Origin of the sequence: Vibrio sp. EJY3 (assembly GCF_000241385.1) — a bacterium.
GTDB classification, from domain to species: Bacteria; Pseudomonadota; Gammaproteobacteria; order Enterobacterales; family Vibrionaceae; genus Vibrio; species Vibrio natriegens.
Window position 1 is genome coordinate 650870 of sequence record NC_016613.1, and the last position, 20022, is coordinate 670891.

Annotated in this window: 15 protein-coding genes; 3 read left to right on the top strand and 12 right to left on the bottom strand. The window is 45.7% G+C overall.

Going from position 1 to position 20022, the window contains the following annotated elements; translation table 11 throughout:
- The first annotated feature begins 101 nt into the window (after positions 1–101).
- Positions 102–1433: an aspartate aminotransferase family protein gene (locus VEJY3_RS02945; RefSeq protein ID WP_014230959.1), complete on the top strand. Its 1332-nt coding sequence runs from the start codon at positions 102–104 to the stop codon at positions 1431–1433.
- Positions 1424–2266 (top strand): 3-keto-5-aminohexanoate cleavage protein, encoded by an 843-nt coding sequence (locus VEJY3_RS02950; RefSeq protein WP_014230960.1) that lies wholly within the window; start codon positions 1424–1426, stop codon positions 2264–2266. Before VEJY3_RS02945 ends, VEJY3_RS02950 begins: the two co-directional genes overlap by 10 nt.
- A gap of 60 nt (positions 2267–2326) precedes the next feature.
- Here VEJY3_RS02950 and VEJY3_RS02955 read toward each other — a convergent pair whose 3' ends face one another.
- From VEJY3_RS02955 to VEJY3_RS02995, 9 genes are all read right to left on the bottom strand, one after another.
- On the bottom strand, positions 2327–3694 hold the full coding sequence (locus VEJY3_RS02955; RefSeq protein WP_014230961.1) for a Na+/H+ antiporter NhaC family protein: 1368 nt from the start codon (positions 3692–3694) through the stop codon (positions 2327–2329).
- A 168-nt stretch (positions 3695–3862) separates the two neighbouring features.
- A complete protein-coding gene (locus VEJY3_RS02960; protein WP_031779197.1) occupies positions 3863–4450 on the bottom strand; it encodes a DedA family protein in 588 nt (195 codons plus the stop codon).
- Between the two features lie 181 nt (positions 4451–4631).
- On the bottom strand, positions 4632–6170 hold the full coding sequence (locus tag VEJY3_RS02965) for a bifunctional GNAT family N-acetyltransferase/carbon-nitrogen hydrolase family protein (RefSeq protein WP_014230963.1): 1539 nt from the start codon (positions 6168–6170) through the stop codon (positions 4632–4634).
- A 108-nt stretch (positions 6171–6278) separates the two neighbouring features.
- A complete protein-coding gene (locus VEJY3_RS02970; protein WP_014230964.1) occupies positions 6279–7169 on the bottom strand; it encodes a LysR family transcriptional regulator in 891 nt (296 codons plus the stop codon).
- 221 nt (positions 7170–7390) lie between these two features.
- On the bottom strand, positions 7391–8191 hold the full coding sequence (gene rhaD / locus VEJY3_RS02975) for a rhamnulose-1-phosphate aldolase (RefSeq protein WP_014230965.1): 801 nt from the start codon (positions 8189–8191) through the stop codon (positions 7391–7393).
- A 77-nt stretch (positions 8192–8268) separates the two neighbouring features.
- Positions 8269–9528, bottom strand: a complete 1260-nt coding sequence (locus VEJY3_RS02980; protein ID WP_014230966.1) for an L-rhamnose isomerase — start codon at positions 9526–9528, stop codon at positions 8269–8271.
- Positions 9529–9539: 11 nt separating this feature from the next.
- Positions 9540–10985, bottom strand: coding sequence for a rhamnulokinase (rhaB, locus tag VEJY3_RS02985; protein WP_014230967.1), 1446 nt, complete (start codon positions 10983–10985; stop codon positions 9540–9542).
- Between the two features lie 312 nt (positions 10986–11297).
- Positions 11298–11621, bottom strand: coding sequence for an L-rhamnose mutarotase (gene rhaM, locus VEJY3_RS02990; protein ID WP_014230968.1), 324 nt, complete (start codon positions 11619–11621; stop codon positions 11298–11300).
- A gap of 12 nt (positions 11622–11633) precedes the next feature.
- Entirely contained in the window at positions 11634–13355 is a 1722-nt protein-coding gene (locus VEJY3_RS02995) for a cytosine permease (RefSeq protein WP_014230969.1), read from the bottom strand.
- Between the two features lie 355 nt (positions 13356–13710).
- Here VEJY3_RS02995 and VEJY3_RS03000 point away from each other — a divergent pair, with 355 nt between their 5' ends.
- Positions 13711–14505 (top strand): helix-turn-helix domain-containing protein, encoded by a 795-nt coding sequence (locus VEJY3_RS03000; RefSeq protein ID WP_049794657.1) that lies wholly within the window; start codon positions 13711–13713, stop codon positions 14503–14505.
- Positions 14506–14696: 191 nt separating this feature from the next.
- On the opposite strand, the gene VEJY3_RS03005 is transcribed toward VEJY3_RS03000, so the two are convergent.
- The 3 genes from VEJY3_RS03005 to VEJY3_RS03015 form a co-directional block, all read right to left on the bottom strand.
- Positions 14697–16523 carry a S8 family serine peptidase gene (locus VEJY3_RS03005; protein WP_193387276.1) on the bottom strand — a complete coding sequence of 609 codons (1827 nt, stop codon included), beginning with the start codon at positions 16521–16523 and terminating at the stop codon, positions 14697–14699.
- 178 nt (positions 16524–16701) lie between these two features.
- Positions 16702–19155 (bottom strand): hypothetical protein, encoded by a 2454-nt coding sequence (locus tag VEJY3_RS03010; RefSeq protein ID WP_014230972.1) that lies wholly within the window; start codon positions 19153–19155, stop codon positions 16702–16704.
- Positions 19155–19775: a hypothetical protein gene (locus tag VEJY3_RS03015; RefSeq protein ID WP_014230973.1), complete on the bottom strand. Its 621-nt coding sequence runs from the start codon at positions 19773–19775 to the stop codon at positions 19155–19157. The genes VEJY3_RS03010 and VEJY3_RS03015 overlap by 1 nt, the downstream gene beginning before the upstream one ends.
- Between the last annotated feature and the right edge of the window lie 247 nt (positions 19776–20022).

Consider the following 20022-nt stretch of genomic DNA (forward strand, 5'->3'; position numbering starts at 1 on the left):
CTGTATTCCAAAAGCTCATACCAGTCGAATTTTATTCCCTTGTGAGAATCTCGTTTGTTCAAGATGATGTGACGAGACGGCATTCACTTGAAGGAACTCACATGTCTTATGTTTTTCATCGTCATTGTCACAATACGTTGCCAGTAATCGACCGCGGAGAAGGGGTGTACCTGTTTGATAAACAAGGTAAACAATATTTAGATGCTTGTGGCGGCGCTGCGGTATCGAACCTCGGTCACAGCCATCAAGCGGTTAAACAAGCGATGCTAGCGCAGATAGAGCGAGTTCCTTTTGCTCATACGGGCTTTTTTACCAGCGAAAGCGGAGAGCAGCTTGCTGAGTTAATTTGCCAGCACATGCCAGAACAATTCAACCATGTTTACCTTGTTAGTGGTGGTTCTGAAGCGGTGGAATCGGCGCTAAAAATGGCGCGCCAGTACTTTGTTGAATCCGGCAAGCCAGAGAAAAAATATTTCATTGCCCGCCAACAGAGTTACCACGGCAATACCCTCGGGGCATTGTCGGTAGGAGGGAATGAGTGGCGACGTGAACCATTCAGGCCAATTCTTCACTCTGGTCAACATATTGCGCCTTGTTACGCTTACCGCTATCAGAGAGAGGATGAGTCAGAGCTGGAATATTCACTGCGCGCTGCGAACGAGTTAGAAGCCAAAATTCTTCAACTGGGTGCGGAAAATGTGATGGCGTTTATCGCTGAGCCAATCGTGGGGGCGACTGCCGGAGCGGTACCTGCAACCGACGGTTACTTCAAACGTATTCGAGAAATCTGCGACCAATATGATGTGCTTCTGATCTTGGATGAAGTGATGTGTGGCGTTGGTCGCAGCGGTAGCTTCTTCGCTTTTGAACAAGAGCAAGCCGAGCCAGATCTAGTCTGTATGGCAAAAGGGTTAGGTGCGGGCTATCAACCAATTGGAGCTGTTGTGGCTAATGACAGAGTGTACCGGGCGATTGAATCGGGGAGTGGTTTTTTCCAGCACGGTCATACTTTTATGGCTCATCCCGTTGCTTGTGCCGCAGCAGTTGCGACCGTCAAAACAATCTTTGAGGAAGATCTATTAACTGCCGTGAATCGACAAGGTGCGTTATTGCGAAATGAGCTCAGCTTAGCGCTTTCTGAGTTGCCTTTTATCGGTGATATTCGAGGCAAAGGTCTATTCTTAGGGATTGAGCTGGTGGCGGATAAAGAGAGCAAAGCACCTTTAAACAAAGCCACGATGGCAGATAAGCGTATTAAACAGCGAGCGATGGAAAATGGCTTAATGTGCTATCCCATGGGCGGCACTATTGACGGCGTAAACGGACACCATATTTTGCTCGCTCCGGCTTTCATTTTTCAGCCAGCTCACGTCGATGAACTGATAGAAAAACTGACCCGCACGTTGAATGAGGTATCAAGTACATGGCAATAGATTCAGCACCTCATCGAGAGGCCGTCGCAATAATAGTTGCACCTAATGGCGCGAGAAAGACCAAGCAAGATCATGCCAGTTTGCCGATGACCACTGAGGAGTTGATTACTGAAGCGCGAGCCTGTCAGTCGGCAGGAGCTGCGATGATCCATTTGCATGCGCGTGATGGTCTCGGTAAACACTCTTTGGAGGTTGGGGATAATGAGCCGCTTTATCATGCTGTGAAAGAAGCGGTTGGTGAGAAAATGCTGGTTCAGTTAACCACAGAAGCGGTCGGTCAGTATTCCCCAAAGCAGCAGATAGCGTTGATTAAAGCGGTGCAGCCGGAAGCAGCTTCATTTGCATTAAGAGAGTTGTTTCCTGACAAGCAGAGTGAAAGAGAAGGAAGTGCCTTTTTCCACTGGGTTGCTGAGCAAAATATACTCGGCCAAATCATTCTCTACGATGAGGCGGATATTGAACGTTACTTTCACCTACGTAAATTGGGCGCATTGCCTAATTTTAATCAACATGCGCTTGTTGTACTGGGTCGGTACCATAAACAGCAACAGTCTTCACCGTGGGATTTACGAGGACTGAATTTAGAGCGATTTAAACAAGAGAGCATTCGCTGCGCCGTTTGTGCTTTTGGGGCAAAAGAGTTGGATTGTTTGACGTCTGCGATGCTGCTTGGTCTCGATGTTCGGGTTGGTTTTGAGAATAACCATCTCGACGCTAATGGAAGATTGGCCGAGAGTAATGCGGCTCAAGTCAGCCTGCTCAGCGAACTAAGCCAACACTTGAATATTCCTTTGGAAGATGCCTTTAGTTTGAGATCTTCTATCTGCAGTTAGGCAAAGATATTCTATCAGAATGAAAAAAGGCTCCTGTTGGAGCCTCTTCTGAATTTGTCGTTATTGTTCGGTTTGCGCTTCTGGCTGTCGAGCTTTGTGCTTAACAAATACTGCAGCAATAGCGGCAATGGCCAGTGCAAAACAGTAGTAAGAATTCGCTACCACTTCCAGCGGTGACAAATTAAATACTGAGCCTAGCAGCAGCACCTGCGCACCGTAAGGTAAGACACCTTGCACAACACACGAGAAAATATCCAACAAGCTTGCTGAGCGGCGAGGAGAGACATTGTTCTCTTCGGCTAACTGACGCGCAACGCTACCCGATACAATAATCGCAACCGTGTTGTTCGCAGTACAACCGTTAACCAGAGAAACCAGCCCGGCGATACCCAGTTCACTTGCACGGCTGTTTGCATGCTTAGAGTGGCTTGAACCAAAAGTCTTGATCATGCCGCTTACTAAGTTAGTCAAGAATGCAAGACCGCCTTGGCGACGCATCAGTTCACTCAGGCCACCAATAAGCATCGACAACAGGAAGATCTCCTGCATATTGCCGAAGCCAGTGTATACATCTTGCGCCATATTCGTCAGGCCATAACCATCGATAGAGATAAGACCAACACCCCCCGCCAGTAAAATGCCGATAGTCAGAACCACAAATACATTCAGACCGGAAACCGCTAGCACCAAAATAGTGACGTATGGCAGCACTTTCAGCCACTCAACTGGTCCCGCTTCTGGTACTTGTGTTGCTGTGCTGTTGTAAGCAAAAATCGCAATCGCAACCAGTGCCGCAGGCAGGGCAATACGGATGTTCTCTCTGAACTTGTCTTTCATTTCACAGCCTTGAGAGCGCGTTGCTGCAATGGTGGTATCAGAGATGATCGACAAGTTGTCACCAAACATGGCGCCACTGAGTACGACACCTGCCGTTAATGGCAAGCTCATTCCCGCCGATTCCGCAATACCTAACGCAACCGGAGCCACTGCCGCAATGGTACCCATCGAAGTACCCATTGACGTCGCAATGAATGCCGAGATTAGGAACAGACCCGGCAAGATCATGCTGGTCGGAATCGCTGACAAGCCCAGGTTCACTGTTGCATCAACACCACCAGAAGCTTTAGCTACCGCCGCAAATGCGCCCGCAAGCAGGTAGATCATGCACATAGCAATGATGTCTTGGTGACCTACGCCACGCATAAAGTGTTCGATAGAGCGATTGAGCTTATCTTTACTCAACAAAAAGGCGATGATGATCGCTGGCAACACAGCGATTGGCGCTGGTAGTTGGTAGAACGCAAATTCTACGCCTTGTAGCGATAGGTAGGTACCTACACCAATAAATAGAGCAAGAAAGACAAGAAGTGGAATGAGTGCGACCGCAGAAGGTGCAACTGCTTTAGTAGTGTGCTGAGAACCGGACATGTAAACGACAAATCTTAAAACGAGAAAGGCGTGAAGACTAATCTCACATACAAGAGAAGTCAACGTCTAGACGTCTAAATGGCTGGGTAAATGTGTGCTCAGAGAGAATAGAACATAAAGATTTTGATTTTATCTTATTGATACTATTCGTTTTAATTTTAAGTCTAATTATTCAGCAGTTTTTGATTTTTTTCGTTTGATAATCCAGAGTACCATCCATACAAATAAGGCGGCGGTAATTACCCAGACAAAGTACTTGTATTGAGTGTAAAGATGGCTGAGTGAACTCATGTGCTCAAACGCAAAGTGCGCAAGCAAGCTAAATACCATGACCCAAATGGTGGCTGCGAGGGCATTGCCAAGCAAGAACTCTTTACGGGGCATTTTGGCGATACCACAAGCCAACGGCATAAACTGCTTCATACCTTCAATAAATCGGCTGACGACCAGGCAAGCAGGCCCGTATTTTAGTATCGCTCCCTGAAGTTTCTGCATTTTTGGTCCAGAGATATAACCTTTTTCATCTAACCAGCCTTCAAAGTAGTAGCCAATTAAGTAACCGCAGGTATTACCGATAAAGCAGCTCAGCCAGGATACCGCCATCACTAAAGTGAGGTTCATCACTTGTTCTGAAGAGAGAATAGAAGCCGCGACCATGAGCGACTGACCGGGCATAGGAATTCCGATACCTTCAAGGAAAATACTGACAGAAAGCGCTAAGTAACCATACTGCTCAAGCAGGGGCTTCATAGAGATGAGTAGTTCGTTAATCTGTTCCAAAAGCTTTCCCGTACTGTCTCGGAATAAAGACAAAGGCCGCGAAGCCTTAGCGTCTGGTTGTCATAGTGTGTTGGCATCGCGTCTCGAAGACAGGCCGATAAAGTTTGCACAGAATATTCGCCAGCCGCTTTAAATAAAAGAAGCTGGCGTAAGTTTGTTATTGATCTTTTGCTTTGGTAAAACCACCGTACAAATCCAGTCGGCGATGACGTAAGTTCGTCACCGAGCCTTCCGTATTGAGTTGCTTCAGCTTAGTTAAGTCTACATCCGCGAAAATGATCATTTCGGTATTCGCGCTTGCTTCTGTCAACGTTGCATCGTGTGGGAAGTAAATGTCAGAAGGTGAAAATACGGCTGACTGGGCGTATTGAATATCCACGTTGTCGACGCGAGGCAAATTACCTACACTGCCGCCAATCGCCACATAACACTCGTTTTCGATCGCACGAGACTGAGAACAAATTCGTACGCGCTGATAGCCGTTTTTGGTATCCGTCCAAAATGGAACAAATACGATTTGAGCGCCTTGCTCGGCCAGCATTCGACCTAATTCAGGGAACTCGCTGTCGTAGCAAATCAGAATGCCGACTTTACCTGCATCGGTTTCAAATACCTGAACATTGTCACCACCGTCGATGACCCAGTCTTTTTGCTCGTGGGGTGTGATGTGAATTTTGTACTGGGCGTTGATCTCGCCGTCGCGCTGGAGCAGGTAGGCGACATTGTAGAGTTTTCCGTCCTCTTCAATTACCGGCATGCTTCCCGCAATGATGTTGATGTTGTAGGTGACCGCCATTTGTGAGAAGCGATTTTTAATTTCTTCTGTGAAGCTGGCGAGAAAACGGATTGCCTCGACGGAGTTTTGATCTTTTTGTAGTCCCATCAGTGGAGCGTTAAAGAACTCCGGGAAGAGCGCAAAGTCAGCTTTGTAATTCGCCAAAGAAGAGATGAAGAATTCCGCTTGATCCAACAAATCTTCCAAATCGTTCATTGCGCGCATTTGCCATTGGACCACACCAATACGAATCAGTGTTTTTTCGACATCGTGGACAGACTGAATATCCTCTTCGTAGAAAAAGTTGTCCCATTCAAGTAGCGTTGCGTAGCCCATGGACGCATCGTCCTCAGGCAGATAACCACGCATAATACGCTTTACATCAAAATCGTTGGCCAGTTGGAATGACAGAATCGGGTCGTGAAGTTCACGTCGCTTAACTTTATCGATGTACTCGGCAACGCTGAGTTCATCCGCGTATTTATGGTAATTGGGGATACGCCCACCGGCTAATATCGCTTTAAAGTTTTTACTGCGACATAACTCTTTACGCGCATCATACAGACGACGACCTAAGCGCAATCCGCGATAATCTGGATGGACAAATACATCAAGCCCGTACATGGCATCGCCAGTGACTTTGTTTTGAATGACGTTGTTTTCAGTGATGATGTCACTGTAAAGGTGAGGGAGTGAGATTCGATTGTAATCGACTTTCATCGTCAGCGCAGCACCGACAATCTTACCGTTATCTTCAATACAAATTTGCCCGTCAGGGAACTGATGAATAAGATCCATGATGGTCAGGCGCGGCCATGAGCCTCCAACATCCGGAAATACCAGATCCATCAATTCTGCGAGCTCTGGGTAGTCCGTAGGCTCAATGGTGCGTAAAGAGAGTTTCGGCGTGTTGCTGTCCATATACTACTTTCCATTTATCCTTTTCAAACAGTATGGATGAGAATGCCATATTTTTAACCATACATACACCCGACCACGGTTAAGGTTATGTAATCGTTGCCTTCGCTTTTAGGCGTTGTGCATCAATTTACTTTTTAGCCATTCGTAGAATAACGACACTTTTTTGGTGTTTAAGCGGTAACTTGGAATGACCACATAATAGCCGTACCCGCTTTGCAGGGTCATGTTCTGGATATGCTGAATGTCGCCGCGCTGAATAGAAAATTGCGCCATAAAATCAGGCAACAGTGCCAGACCTTTTTCCATCCTTACGGCTTCACAAGCTAAATAGAAATGCTCAAATCCGACCGAGTGATAGGTAATCGGGTTTTCTAGTGCGTGTTCAATCTTGAACTGTTCCCAAAGCTGAGGGCGAGTGGTTTGGGGGATAAACGGATAATCACTTACCGCTTGTTGGCTTGGCAACGGTGGCATGTTGGTACTGCCAACCAGCAGTAAGGTTTCTTCACACAATAAGTAGCTGTAGTCATAGTGTGTTGAAAGCGGTAGGCACCTTACGTTGAGATCGCTGTCATTATTGATGTTCGCGATAGCACCGTCACCCGTGCGAATTTTGACTCTTATATTCGGATGTTGCTGGTGGAAGTCGTCAATGTTGGGCACGAGCCACAAACTGGCAAAAGAAGGCGTAACATCAACCGTCAACAGCTCCTGTTCCGTATTGAACTGAATAAGGCTCGCAGTGGCATGCTGAATGATCTCCAGCGCTTCCGTTATCTGTGGTAAGTACCGTTTACCTTCAGCGGTGAGCTCCACGCCACTCAGACCACGTTTAATCAATGGTAATCCCACCAGCTGCTCTAACGAGGCGATTTGTTTGCTTACCGCACCTTGCGTCAAACACAGTTCATCTGCGGCTTTGGAAAAGCTCAGGTGGTTAGCGACGGCAATAAAAGCTCTTAATGCTCGGATGGAAGGGTACTCACTGCCTTTTAACATGCCTTCAGGTCCATTGAGAGGTGACTATTCACAGAGTAGAGGATTTGTCAGTTGAAGCAAAGTAACTGAATCAGACATTGGAGTGGCAGTAGAGGTAAATAATGGGGAGGCTAAAAAAGCAAAGGTCTGGATAAATACCAGACCTTGCCCCCTACGCTTCAACGGATGTTGATGGTTTGCTCTCTGTGCCCCTTACATCACCAAGAGCCAACCTTTACACCTTATAGGTTGAATTCTTGCTTCAGGATTTCCATGTTTTCTTTAGTGACACCTTCTGGCTCATAACCTGCTGAGGTACACATCAGGTACAGCTTGGCACCTTTGTTTGCTACATCAATGTAATCAAATGCTTGCAGTACATCTGCTCCAGAAGCGGTCGCACCGTGTTTTTCCCAGATAGCGACATCATGTTCTTGCAGTGACGCGGTTGTGCCATCTGCCATCTCTTCTGAAGAAGGCAGGCAGTACGGAATCATACCAATACCACGAGGTACGAATGCGCGTACTTCAGGCAGCATTTTCCAGCAGGTATGCGTGAACAGTTCGCTGCTTTTAGAGATATCTGGGTGATGAGATAAAGCGATCAGCTCTAGTGGGTGAGTGTGAACCACCGATCTGTGGTCAGAGCCTGCTTTGATTTTATCAACCAAAATCTTGATGTGGCTGATGAACTCAGAGGTCGGTGCGAAATCCTCACTCGCTTTACCACCCCAAAGAATTTGGTAGCCGTTAGCTGCTGAGTTGATTTTAAGCACACAACCCGCGTAGGCAGGATCACGTAATTCACGAATACGCTGACCGGTACCTTTTACGTAGTAAATGCGGTTCGCACTTTCGATTGGCAATTGCAGTGGCAGTGCTTTTTCTTGCACGTCAACTTGTGGAATTTCATCGAACAGATCAGTCACATCAACAGAGATATTACCACCGTTGCGCTCTGCCCATTCACGTTGCCAAAGGTATTGAGAAACTTCGCTGACTTTCTCGATTTCGAGCATTACTGCATCGTTTAATTGAATCATAGTATTAGCCTTTTATATCTAGTTAACCAAACAAGCCAGATAGTGAATCTGACTTGTTTGTTGTTGAGCGATTTGAATTAACGTGTTTCCAGAATGGTTGTTTCGTAGTCTTTCACGTCGTTGATCCAATCAAAGCCAACAGGGACTTCGTTTTGTAGGCAGTGGTAGTTCCATACTGCTGCCCATGGTAGAGAGTGTGTTTCTTCGATTAGACCCAAACGAGTGGTGTAGTCGAATGACTCTTCTGCCGCTTTTAATTGCGCTACTGGTTCTAGCAGGGCTTTTAGCAAAGCTTTTTGCGCGTTACGGGTGCCGATAACCCAAGCAGCGACGCGGTTGATTGATGCATCAAAGAAGTCCAGGCCGATAGCGACGCGGTCGAGCAGGTTGTTACGTACGATTTCACGCATGATTGCCTGAGTTTCGTCGTCGAAAGAAACTACGTGGTCTGAGTCCCAGCGTACCGGACGCGTTACGTGCAGTTGCAGGTCGTTTACATACAGTGAACATGCGCTGATTTTGTCACTGATGACTTCTGTTGGGTGGAAGTGGCCCGCATCCAGACATAGAGCCGTACCGCGAGTTGCTGCGTATGCTAAGTAGAACTCGTTGCTACCAACCGTATACGCTTCTGCGCCTATGCCGAACAGTTTGCTTTCTACCGCGTCTTTGTGGAATGCCGTGTCGATTTTCTCAGCCAGTGCTTTATCCAGAGAGTCTTGTAGACGAGCACGTGGAGACAGGCGGTCAACTGGCTGATCTTTCATGCCGTCTGGGATCCAGATGTTCATGAATGAAGCCGAGCCAAGCTCACGACCGAAGTATTCAGAAATTTTGCGGCTCGCCTTTACGTGGTCGATCCAGAACTGACGGATCTCTTCATCTGGGTGAGACAGCGTCAGGCCATCATCTGCTTTCGGGTGAGAGAACAAAGTCGGGTTAAAGTCCAGGCCCAGATCTTTCTCTTTTGCCCACTCAACCCAACGTGCAAAGTGTTCAGGTTTGATTTGATCACGTTCTACGTATTCATCAGCGTCGATGTAGATAGCGTGCAGGTTGACACGTTTTTTGCCTGGAATTAGCGAGAAGGCTTTTTCCATATCTGCACGCAGTTGTGCAGGCGTTTTTGCCGCGCCAGGGTAGTTACCTGTTGCTTGGATACCGCCACTTAATGCCGTATCTGGAGATTCAAAACCACGTACATCGTCGCCTTGCCAGCAGTGCATAGAGATTGGCGTTTGGTTAAGGAGTTCTAGTGCTTTGTCTGTATCCACACCGTACTTTTCGAAAACCGCTTTTGCTTGCTCGTAAGCTGAAATGATCTGCTCTTTGCTCATGGTCAGGTACCTTATTTAGTAATTTGTTGGAATTGGGATTTGATTTGTTCCAATCCCTCAATAGGGTTTGCAGTAAAGTTCTTCACATCAGAAGAGGCATCGATAATTTGGCGGCCTTCTTCCAGTGAGGTAATAATGTCGGACGCGATAAATTGGTTAATCACGTTGCCCAGTGCGGAGGCTTCTGTCGGTTCGGTCGAAACCTTGATTTGACACACATCCGCACAAAGTTGGTTAAGGAACTGGTCTTGTGTACCGCCACCGACGATGCGTAATTCAGTAATTGGTTTGCCGGTGACTTCTGATAGCTCAGTCAGTACCCTGTCGTACGCCAGTACTAAGCTGTCGTAGATACAGCGAATGACTTCGGATAACGTTTCTGGCGCTTCAAGGTCACGTTTTTTAAACCAGTTTTTAATCGCTTGCGTCATGGATGACGGGTTTAAGAAATCGTTGTCATTTGGGTTCACGATGTACTTAAAGGGCTCGGCTTGACGTGCAAGACTGGCAATATCAGGGAAAGTCAGTGATGGGTTTTCTGCTTTAATACGCTGAATCAGCCATAAACCCATGATGTTTTTCAGCACGCGATAACGACCGTCGACACCACCTTCATTAGTCAGGTTGTATTGATAAGCAAGCTCACCTGTGTACGGTTCGAAGCTTTCAATACCCACCAGTGACCAAGTACCTGAGCTCAGGTAAGCCATGGTTTCATGTGCGATTGGCGTCGCTGCCACCGCTGAAGCAGTGTCGTGACTTGCTACAGAACACACAGGGATTTGTACGTCGCCTACATGGTATTGGCCAATAATGCGGTTAGGCATTTTAGGTGGCAGGAACCATTCCATCTTCGCGCCACAAGCATCCAGTAATGGCTTGTTCCAGATCTTATCTTTGCATTCCAGCAATTGGCTGGTGGACGCATTGGTATACTCACAATGCTTAACGCCACTGAGCTTGTAGTTCAGGTAATCTGGAATAAATAGCAACGTATCGATTTCTGAGAACCATTCCGGTTGCTGGTCAGCAATCGCTTTTAACTGGTAAAGTGTGTTGAACGGTAAAAACTGAATCCCAGTTTGCTGATAGATTTGCTCACGGGTAAGTTGACTGTCTTCAAGTAGTTTCTCTAACGTACCTTCAGTTCGTGCATCACGGTAGCTGACGAACTCGCCAAGGTGGCGGCCAAACTTGTCCAGCAAGACAAAATCTACGCCCCAGGTATCAATGCCCAGAGAAGTTATTTCTACACCCGTCGCGAGTACTTTATTGATGCCTACTTTAATCTCTTCCAAGATTGAGTAGAGATCCCAGCACGACTCATTACCATGCATCACTTGCTGGTTTTGAAAACGGTGAAACTCTTCGAGTTCGATTTTTCCGTTGTTCAGATAACCGACCATGACACGTCCACTTGACGCCCCAAGGTCTATTGCAATCACAGCCTTCATCATGATTAACACCTCTTGTTCTTTAGAGGTATTACACCGTTTTTCCGCACTAAATAACTTCAAAAATCCCCCTGAAAAAACGTATTCGATGCGTTTTTCTCAAGAAGCTCTTGCGGTAATTCAAACTTTTGACAACTCGTGCGTGAGGCCAGATAAAACCTGGGTTTAAGTGAAGTGGAGTAGGCGTGTAAAAGGTGTGGTTTTTCTTATTTATTCAAGCTATTTACTGTTTGAAATAACGGGGAGGGCGTAACATTTGGCTGGCTAAAAATAATAAGCCCCGCGAATTGCGGGGCTTGGTTATTAGAGTGTGTCTCAAGCAAGATAGAAAACGGAATCTAACTCAATCGATTGAGGAGAGTTGTCCGGGTTGGTTGCCATAATGTCCTGCATGAAGGACCACCATTTCTGACAGGCTTCCGTTTCGGCAACTTGCTGCCAGCGTTCCTCGTTCTCGATTTCGACATAGCCAAACAGCTGGTTGGTGTCTTCATGAAGAAAGATGGAGTAATTGTGGCCACCGTGACTTTTTAATACATCCACCAACTCTGGCCAGATCTCGTCATGTCTCTTTTTGTATTCCGCCTTACAGCCTTCATTTAACTGCATGACAAAGGCTTTTCGAATCAGATTTTCCACTAGCTGAGTCTCCTATGCTTTATCACGTAGCGTGATCCAGGTGGTTGCGGTGATAAAGTAAATGATGGTCGGATAAATCGCGAAAGATTTAAAGGATTCGAAGGCGACTTGATAGTCAGCGCCAGCTCCCCACACGTTCAGTGCCGAAATCACGATGGCAGCCAAGGAAGCCAGGGCAACTGCGCCAGATACCTTCTCCAGCATACTGGCTGGTTTCGCTTCTGTTTGCTGTGCTTCTTCGCGTTTCGCTAGCTCCGCATGGTACGTTTCACGCTGTTTTAGCTCTTCTTGGTACTCCGCTTCCTGCTGAGTGTAGTCATCGCCTGCGCCCATTGATTTTGCTAGCATGATGTAGATCGCCATAGATAGCAGGTAAGTTGGGACGAATAGGAAGAACAGGTGCAAGAAGCCTAACTGTTCACAAGTCACGGCGAAGACGACGCCAATTGCCCAAGTGATAAGAGCGGCTTTGTTTAGGTCGTTACCTTGGTATTTTGACCATAGTGGCGTCAGACCAATTTTCTTAAATACCCAATGCTCCGAAACGATGATCGCGCCAACTGGTGCAAGCAATAGGCCCATGTAACCTACAAAGTCTAATAGGCGAGTAAATACAAATGGGAAACAAGCAATAACCGCAGTAACCACACCAACGATAGTCGTGATGTATGCACGTGATTTATTTGGGAAGATACTTTGGATCGCCAAACCTGCGCGATAGATAGTTGGGTTTGAGGTTGTCCAGCCTGCGATGATTACAGCAATAATACCCGTTGAACCAAGCACAGCGTACGCGATACCGCCTGCGTCTAGGTTAGACATGCTGGTTTGCATTAGTAGCATGGCACCTGCGCCCATTACACCAGCACAAATCCATGCAATGTAGTGGCCGAAGAACATACCAAATGCTGAGAAGTAACCGTATTTTGCGCTTTTCGCAAAACGTAGCAGCGCCATATCACCCAGAGAACCGTGCATTGCTAGGTTACATACCCAAGCGAAAGCTGCGATCTGCCAGAACGTCATTGATGGTGAGCCATCTGGTGTTTGTCCTGTCCAGATGTATTGATCCGCCAGAGAAAGGAACTGACCAAACCCAGTAAAGGTTTCACCATTGCCAACGTTGCTCAGTGCTGGAAGGGCGACCATGCCACCAGTCACAAAGATAATCAGCAGCCAAGGTGAACAAACCGTTGCGAACTGAGCACATTTTTGAAAACCCAGTACCGCAATGGCGACAACGATGGCACCCACAGCGAGTGCAACTGCAATAAACGCAGCACTATTTGGATACCAGTGAGTTTGCGCTGGAATATCAAATAAAATACGTACTGCAGAAGCTGATACGGTAATCATTGCACCGCCTAATGCACAGAACAACACGGCGTTGACCACGTTGTAGACTTTGTTAAATCCAGGGCCAGCCACTCTGCGCAGATATTCGTAAACTGTTAATCGAGATTGGGTTGCTATAGGCGCGGTGATCAATGCCCAGGTAAGTACTGCCATTAGGTTACCAACCAGCAGGCCCATCAGGATATCAAAGGTACTTGCTCCCCATGCGACAAAAGCGGCACCGATAACAAATTCGGTACCCGCTACGTGTTCGCCGGAATAAGAGCCGAGAAAGTGCCGCCAACCAAGCAGTTTATGTTTGGGCACTCGCTCTTGTTCATATTCATTTAAGGCAGCTTCTGTTTCTTGTGTTTGTGTAGAGGTAATAGTTTCAGACATGATTGTCTCCTTGCTATTCGTAAGCTTTTGTTTCTTATGTCTTTATATTTATTGTTTAAACTTTTATTTTACGTTTCCCTCTGAAATGCTGACGTTCGTAATGTTTGTCATCAGAAGGATTAAGGTCAGCTTACAAACCTGGCAAATTTTAACCTTGGAGAATTAACATAGATAAGAGGGTATTTTGGTGAGTTTTTTAAGGTGAGCAACTTTGCCTTCACACTTTTGAAAATATCAATAAAAGAGTGAGCAAAAGTGAGATATTCGACTAGGTAAACAGAAGTCTAAGCCTCTACATTTAGCCCGTAGAATAAAGAGGTGTAAAATGATCTATCTTAAATCGAGAGAGTTCTTTATGAACTCAAATAGTCCGGTCACTACCGAGCTTAGAGCTCCTCAGGAACCTTATCCTGAGCATGCGCACTCCTTTGAAGAAATCATTATTGTTTCAGAGGGTTGTGGTACACATGTCATGAATGATGTGCCTATGAATCTGAGCAAAAATTACGTCTGCTTTGTTAAGAAAGAAGACCGTCACTTATTTGATTCAGTCGATGATCTTTATTTGAGTAATATCCTGTTTGAAAAGGAAAAACTTCAAGTATGCTCGGAGCTTAAGCGATTTATGCCTAGCGAATCAGATAAAGAAACGGGCTGGTTTATTAATCAAAAGACGGCACAACAAGTAAGTCAGTTAATAGACCGCTTGCATATTGAGTCTCATATTAATAGTGAAGAGTCGAGAATGATTGCTCAATTCATTTTCCAGCAGATTATTGTTGAGCTTTGGCGAGGAAAAATAAAAGACGTCGATCTGTTAAATAACAATGATAAAGTGATTTATGCTTTGTCCCATATTCAACAGCATTACGCTGGAGTGAATGAAATAGAAGAAGTAGCGGATGCCGTTAAGCTTTCATCGCGTCAATTAACAAATAGTATAAAAAAACTGACTGGGATGAACTTTAATCAGTACTTACATTATACGCGAACCAGCAAGGCGTTTTCAGATATTCTATACACTGATCAATCTATTACAGATATTGCTTTTGGGGTTGGGTATCAGGACAGTAATTACTTCTCGACTAAATTCAAGCAAGTCTTTAATCAGACTCCACGAGAAGCACGAATGCGCCATTCTGGTAATTAATCTTTTATCCTAGCCTCTAATTGTCTGGGCTTAATTATAAAATCCGGATGTAAGACAATGAACAAATAAAAAGACCACCCTAGGGTGGTCTTTAGTTTATGTGGGCTAAATAATTGGAGCGGATTGTGATAGCCGGGGTAACTATCAAATGAAAATAGAAGTGAGCGTCATTGCCTGACGCTCAGGTATCTTTACTCAAATGAGACACTTGACGGATTTGAACAGTTACCGCTTGATTGGTCACATACTTTATATGTGTACATGCCGAAGGCGTCACTTGTTAATGTATCTGTAAATGAACCATCATTACCAGTTGTAGATACAATCACACCGTTGCGGTAAACGTCTACTTTACGTGCTGTAGCGTTTGACCATTCTAGGTTAACTTTCTGACCCTGTTTTGCAGTGTAAGTTGACGTAGCCAGTTCAATGTACGCTGCTGCCTGTTGATCACAGCCATTCGCTAACAAGTATTCGTTAGCATCAGCAACTTTCACAATGCCATAACCGAAGTAGTTATCTCGGCCTGACGCACCTGCATCAAATGCAGTTTGTTTTAGTGCATCACGGATTTGAGTACCAGTACATTCCTGATGATTTGACCATAGTAACGCAGCCATACCCGCTACGCCAGGTGTCGCCATTGACGTACCGCTCATAAAGCCGTAATCAGAAGTGCTAACCTCAACACCAATAGTCGAAGATGCATGCAATAGAGCGCGATCTTTTAGGTCGGTACCCACAGCTGGAATAGAGGTCGTGGTTGCCTCACCCAATGTACCATTAAGCATGCCATCAACATTGTTTACGACAACGGCACCAATACCACCTGAGTTTTCACAGTTAAGTACTTTTTCATCAAAGGTGATTTCACCACGGTCCATCAAACAAATCTTGCCGTTAGCGTTGGTATCAACCGCGTTGCCTAACCCCATGTAGTGAACTTCACCTGAAACATCACCCTGACCTGAAAAGGTAAAACTAGAGGAAGCAATGATTTGCTCACCCGCCGCTAAGACTGACGTAGAGGCCATGTTTGCCGGGTAAGTTGAAAGTGTGTTCACGCCGCCTGCTGTGACTTCAACACAGGTAGAATCAATGATTTCCTGGCTGTTTTTGCCTTTCTTGCCGTTGTACACGATGGTACATTCAGGGAACTGAGAAAATGCCGCGATTTGATCGTTATTGTCGTTTGCACCGACCATCATGACTGACTGGTATCCTGCCGGGAATGAAAGAACATCATTACCAGAGTTACCTGCTGCTGCGAGGACTAAACCGCCGTCGTTAGTGAAGGCTTTGAACGCATTCTCTTCTGCCGTTGTTGGCGCACCGCCACCCAAACTCATGTTGATGATATTCGAACCAGCATCCGCACATTTTTCTGCGGCGTACGCCAGATCTGAAGAGTATCCCCAACCATCAGAGTTAAAGACTTTAACGATATGCATTGGTACGCCTGGTGCCATACCAATAATACCAAAGCCGTTGTCTGCCGCACCAATAGTACCAGCTACGTGCGTGCCGTGTGGACCGCCGTTTTCATCCCAGTTACCAGTGCCAGAGTCGTTGTCACCAGTAATATTTGTCCACTCAAAGTCATTGTTTGAACGGTCTAAGCCAGAGTCAATAACACAAACTTTAATGAAGTCATTAGGCTGTAAAGTGAGTTGATCAGCTTGAGACTGATATACAGCATATGGAGTTAACTGAGTTTCACGTGCGTCACCGATGTCATCGCTGTAGCTAAGCAGTTTACGCTTTGCGTCTTCTTCGATAAGTTGGATATGTGGGTTGTTAAGAAGCCCTTTAACGGTTTCTAAGTCTTTGCCAGTGAAGGTCGCGGCAAAAAACTCTTCACCTTCGACATTGATATCTGCACCCAGTTTTTTGGCCAGGTTTTTAACAACGCCTTTATTTGCGCTATCAACTTGAATGATATAACGGTCATCGGCTGCATGCGCGCTAAAAGATAAACAAATACCCATTGCAATTAGCGACTTATTTAATATTTTCATAATCATCCCTAAAGATTGTAACGTCCAGTTATCCACTTGATCTTTAATCAAAGCGGTTTGGTGTGTTTCTTCTATTCATTACTCCTTTTCTAAGGAGTAATAAGGTGTCCGTCGAAATTATTTCTTTTGAAAAAGGTGGCTATCAATCTGTTAGCCACCTTGCTATTTCATCGTAAAATTAATCGTTTAGATGCTCACAGCGGCCAAATTCCGCGCCAGAGTTCATCTTGTTAATTAATCCGTTCGGGAAGCCTGTTTTGACAGAAGCACCGTTTTCACAAACGTATACGTGAGACATATCGACATGGAAAGCGACAGAATAACCAGTTACACCACCTGTCATTTTTGCGCCAGAGCCAGAAAGTGACATAGGGTTATCCATGTAGGCGTCTTGAGCTTCTAATACACCTTGTTTTGCGTAGAACTCATCCAGTTTCATCCAGCCTAGGCCTTTGATATAGATTGCACCTGTGAATCCAGTACGGATATCACCAGCACGGCCGATGATTACGTCGCCGTTGTCGCTCATGTCAGCAGGCATTAATCCAGTGTATTTACCAATCGCAGCATGAACCCAATCAATACCTCGCGTTTCACAGAAGTCACTGCCTAGCATGACTAGCGGTACATCTTTACACCATTCTAAGCCGCCAATATCAGTAAATGCTGCATCGCCTTCTTTAGTGTGATCCCACAACAGAACGTTACCTGTTCTCGTTTGAAGTGCTACTTGCTTGCCATCGTGAGAAGAGGTGTACGCGCCCATTGCACCAACAGCGTCATAAAGGTTGATCATTTCACCTTCATTGACCCATGCTACCGCTTTGTAGCCGCCAAGAGCGCCCATTACCACTTCACCGTTACCTGAAACAGCATGTGCACGAGCCCAAGCTGCATTTGACCAGTCAACATTTCTGGTATCTAGTTCGCGCATACCTTCTTTAGGTGTCCAGATGAACGGCACAACATCACCGGTAAAGTAAGTAGTACAGGTTCCATTACCATCAGCATCTTTATAAGCGGTACCAACTACCGTATTTCCTGATGCATCAATATCCCAACCTGTTGCTGCTGATTTACCTTGCTCACTTGAACCACCACACGCATTGCCCGTAAGGTCACCTAATGGCATTACACCATTTGCATCCGTCCAGATAACTGGTGCGTTAATCCCGTTTCTGTCGTGATCAGAGTTGACCAGAAGTTTGTTACCATTCGCGCTCATTTTGGCTGAGCCAGTGCTTAGATAATCAGGAAGAAGCTTAAAGCCTTTACTTTCATCCCAAATAAATGGAGTGCTGCCTGCCATACCTATTGAAGACTTACCATTTTTTGCTAAGTCACTTAGGTGTGCATAAACCACTTGTTTGAAGTCAACACCATCTTGATAGCCGTTAAACACTAAGTCCGCTGTTTTGGTTTGGCCTGCTTCCGCAACGATTGGTGTTACGTCACATGGATCATCAGACGCTGGGTTGCTGCTTTCGTTGTCGTTCCAGTATTCTGCTACCGATAGGATCTCAGATGTAGCGGTAGGATAAGCACCGCTGTTGATTTCTTCGGTGTAAAGCACATAGCTTTGGCCAGGAGTCAGACCGTTAATTTTAAAGTAGCCATCAGGACCGACTTTACCTTGTGTCAAGTTACCTGACTGTGCTGATACCGCATCAAATAAAGGATCATCGATGTTACGAGCGATGATATTTACACCGCTGTATTCAGTAGAGCCGTCTTTTAAGCGAAGCGTACCTTCAATAGAGCCAAATTGGCTCAAGTACTCTTGAGTAGGGTAAAGGTTAGAGATGGCCACGCGGTCATCAGTGATGTTAACCGTACTTTGTGCTACCGCTCCTGCACCGTGGTGACCGATGAACGGGTACATAGTCTCAATCACTTCTGGGTCGGCGCGGTTAATCTCACCTAAATACCAGTTACCCGTATCATGCGCATGAACTGCTTCTACGTTACAGCCTTTCACACCTGGGAATAATGGTGTAGAAGGGTTACTTCTGTAACCAATATGGCCATTCGTTTGAGAGTGAGATAAGTTAATTGCGTGCCCGATTTCATGAGTAAACACACCAGCAATTTGAAGGCCTGCATTATCATTGGCGTACACGTTCCAGCCATTGATTACCGCTGTTGCTTCGATAATCACGTTGTTTCCGTCCGCAATCTCAGGGAAGGCGATACCCAGTACTGCAGTTTTAGGAACACCGAACACGTTTTCTAGGATGCTGCCATCTGTATCGTAAAGCATCCAGAAGCCGTATCCATTCTGCTGAGTATAAAACTGAAGGGCGTTAGATCCATCTACGTCAGCGATACCCGTTTGTTCTTCAATGGTGCCAGCTACATCTGCTTGGAATGTAGAAGTTTTAACATTATTCCATTGACTGAAAGCAAATTGAGTTATTTGCTGTGCTCGCTCAATCGATAAGAATACTGAACCGTCGTAGTCGTAAGTAAAAGCGTCGCCGCCGTCAACATAGACTGGAATAGAGCCATTAGACGTGTCCCATAGGAAAGGTGTCGGGTTACCATCCTCGGTCGTATATAGTGGACCACCTGCTTGAACGGCACCTGCAGAGAGTAGAGCGGCAATCGCAACTGTTAATGTACTGTGTTTCATTATTTCATCTTCCCATTGCTGATCCATTGCTCTGACACTGCTTTACCTAGTAGGCTCATGAAAGCCACTGCGTTGTAAGCACCTTCTGTATTCACCATTTGTTGCTCAGATGGAGCAAGCGCGCCTTCAGCAAACTCTAGGTTTTCGAAAATGCCTTGGTTATCAAACTCGTTTGATACTTTGCCACCTTGGATGACGAATTTACCGTTAGCCATGCCTGCCGTTGTTTGAAGACCAGTCAGTGATGCTGGTTTATGCATAAATACGACAACGACTTCATCTTGGTTCCAGCGAGGGAAGCCTTCTGGCGCTACCGCTAGCATTTGGTTGCCATTTGGCAGAGTACGAGGCTTTAGTAAGCCAAATTGACGAAACGTGTATTCAGAACCTTCGGCGTGTTTACCTAATGCCGCGTCGCTAACTTTGATAGTAACTTCTGTGTACGGTAAGCCCTGCTCAGAAATGCCATCAGTGACGGTTTGAACCTGACCTGAAATAATGCTTTCAGATTCGGCAATGAGTTGCTTAAGGTTTTGCGATTGGAGTTGGGCTGCTTGTGCGATAGGTGCAAACAGCGTAAACGCTGATAGCAGCACAGCCATCTTTGATCTGAGTTTCATTAGTTATCCTTGACTATATATTTTTTAGCAATTTATTCAGGTAGATCCTCTACCATCGAATCAAAATAGCGAATGGTATTAAATTGCGATATCAGGGATTCCCTGATTTTTTAAAAACTACAAAACCATGATGGCTTTATTTACAAAGGGATTGTTTGAAGGGGGGATGGGAATATTACGGGCTACATATGCACTGTTATTAGATATATGCTTGTTTTTGAAAGGGATAACCGTTATGGTGAATTTT

Excerpts from the sequence above, each read along its gene's own strand:
- VEJY3_RS03005 (WP_193387276.1), bottom strand. The coding sequence starts at position 16,523 with ATGAAAATATTAAATAAGTCGCTAATTGCAATGGGTATTTGTTTATCT.
- VEJY3_RS02955 (WP_014230961.1), bottom strand. The coding sequence starts at position 3,694 with ATGTCCGGTTCTCAGCACACTACTAAAGCAGTTGCACCTTCTGCGGTC.
- rhaB (WP_014230967.1), bottom strand. The coding sequence starts at position 10,985 with ATGATGAAGGCTGTGATTGCAATAGACCTTGGGGCGTCAAGTGGACGT.
- VEJY3_RS02995 (WP_014230969.1), bottom strand. The coding sequence starts at position 13,355 with ATGTCTGAAACTATTACCTCTACACAAACACAAGAAACAGAAGCTGCC.
- VEJY3_RS03010 (WP_014230972.1), bottom strand. The coding sequence starts at position 19,155 with ATGAAACACAGTACATTAACAGTTGCGATTGCCGCTCTACTCTCTGCA.
- VEJY3_RS02950 (WP_014230960.1), top strand. The coding sequence starts at position 1,424 with ATGGCAATAGATTCAGCACCTCATCGAGAGGCCGTCGCAATAATAGTT.
- VEJY3_RS02970 (WP_014230964.1), bottom strand. The coding sequence starts at position 7,169 with ATGTTAAAAGGCAGTGAGTACCCTTCCATCCGAGCATTAAGAGCTTTT.
- VEJY3_RS02945 (WP_014230959.1), top strand. The coding sequence starts at position 102 with ATGTCTTATGTTTTTCATCGTCATTGTCACAATACGTTGCCAGTAATC.
- VEJY3_RS02980 (WP_014230966.1), bottom strand. The coding sequence starts at position 9,528 with ATGAGCAAAGAGCAGATCATTTCAGCTTACGAGCAAGCAAAAGCGGTT.
- rhaD (WP_014230965.1), bottom strand. The coding sequence starts at position 8,191 with ATGATTCAATTAAACGATGCAGTAATGCTCGAAATCGAGAAAGTCAGC.
- VEJY3_RS03015 (WP_014230973.1), bottom strand. The coding sequence starts at position 19,775 with ATGAAACTCAGATCAAAGATGGCTGTGCTGCTATCAGCGTTTACGCTG.
- VEJY3_RS03000 (WP_049794657.1), top strand. The coding sequence starts at position 13,711 with ATGAACTCAAATAGTCCGGTCACTACCGAGCTTAGAGCTCCTCAGGAA.
- VEJY3_RS02965 (WP_014230963.1), bottom strand. The coding sequence starts at position 6,170 with ATGGACAGCAACACGCCGAAACTCTCTTTACGCACCATTGAGCCTACG.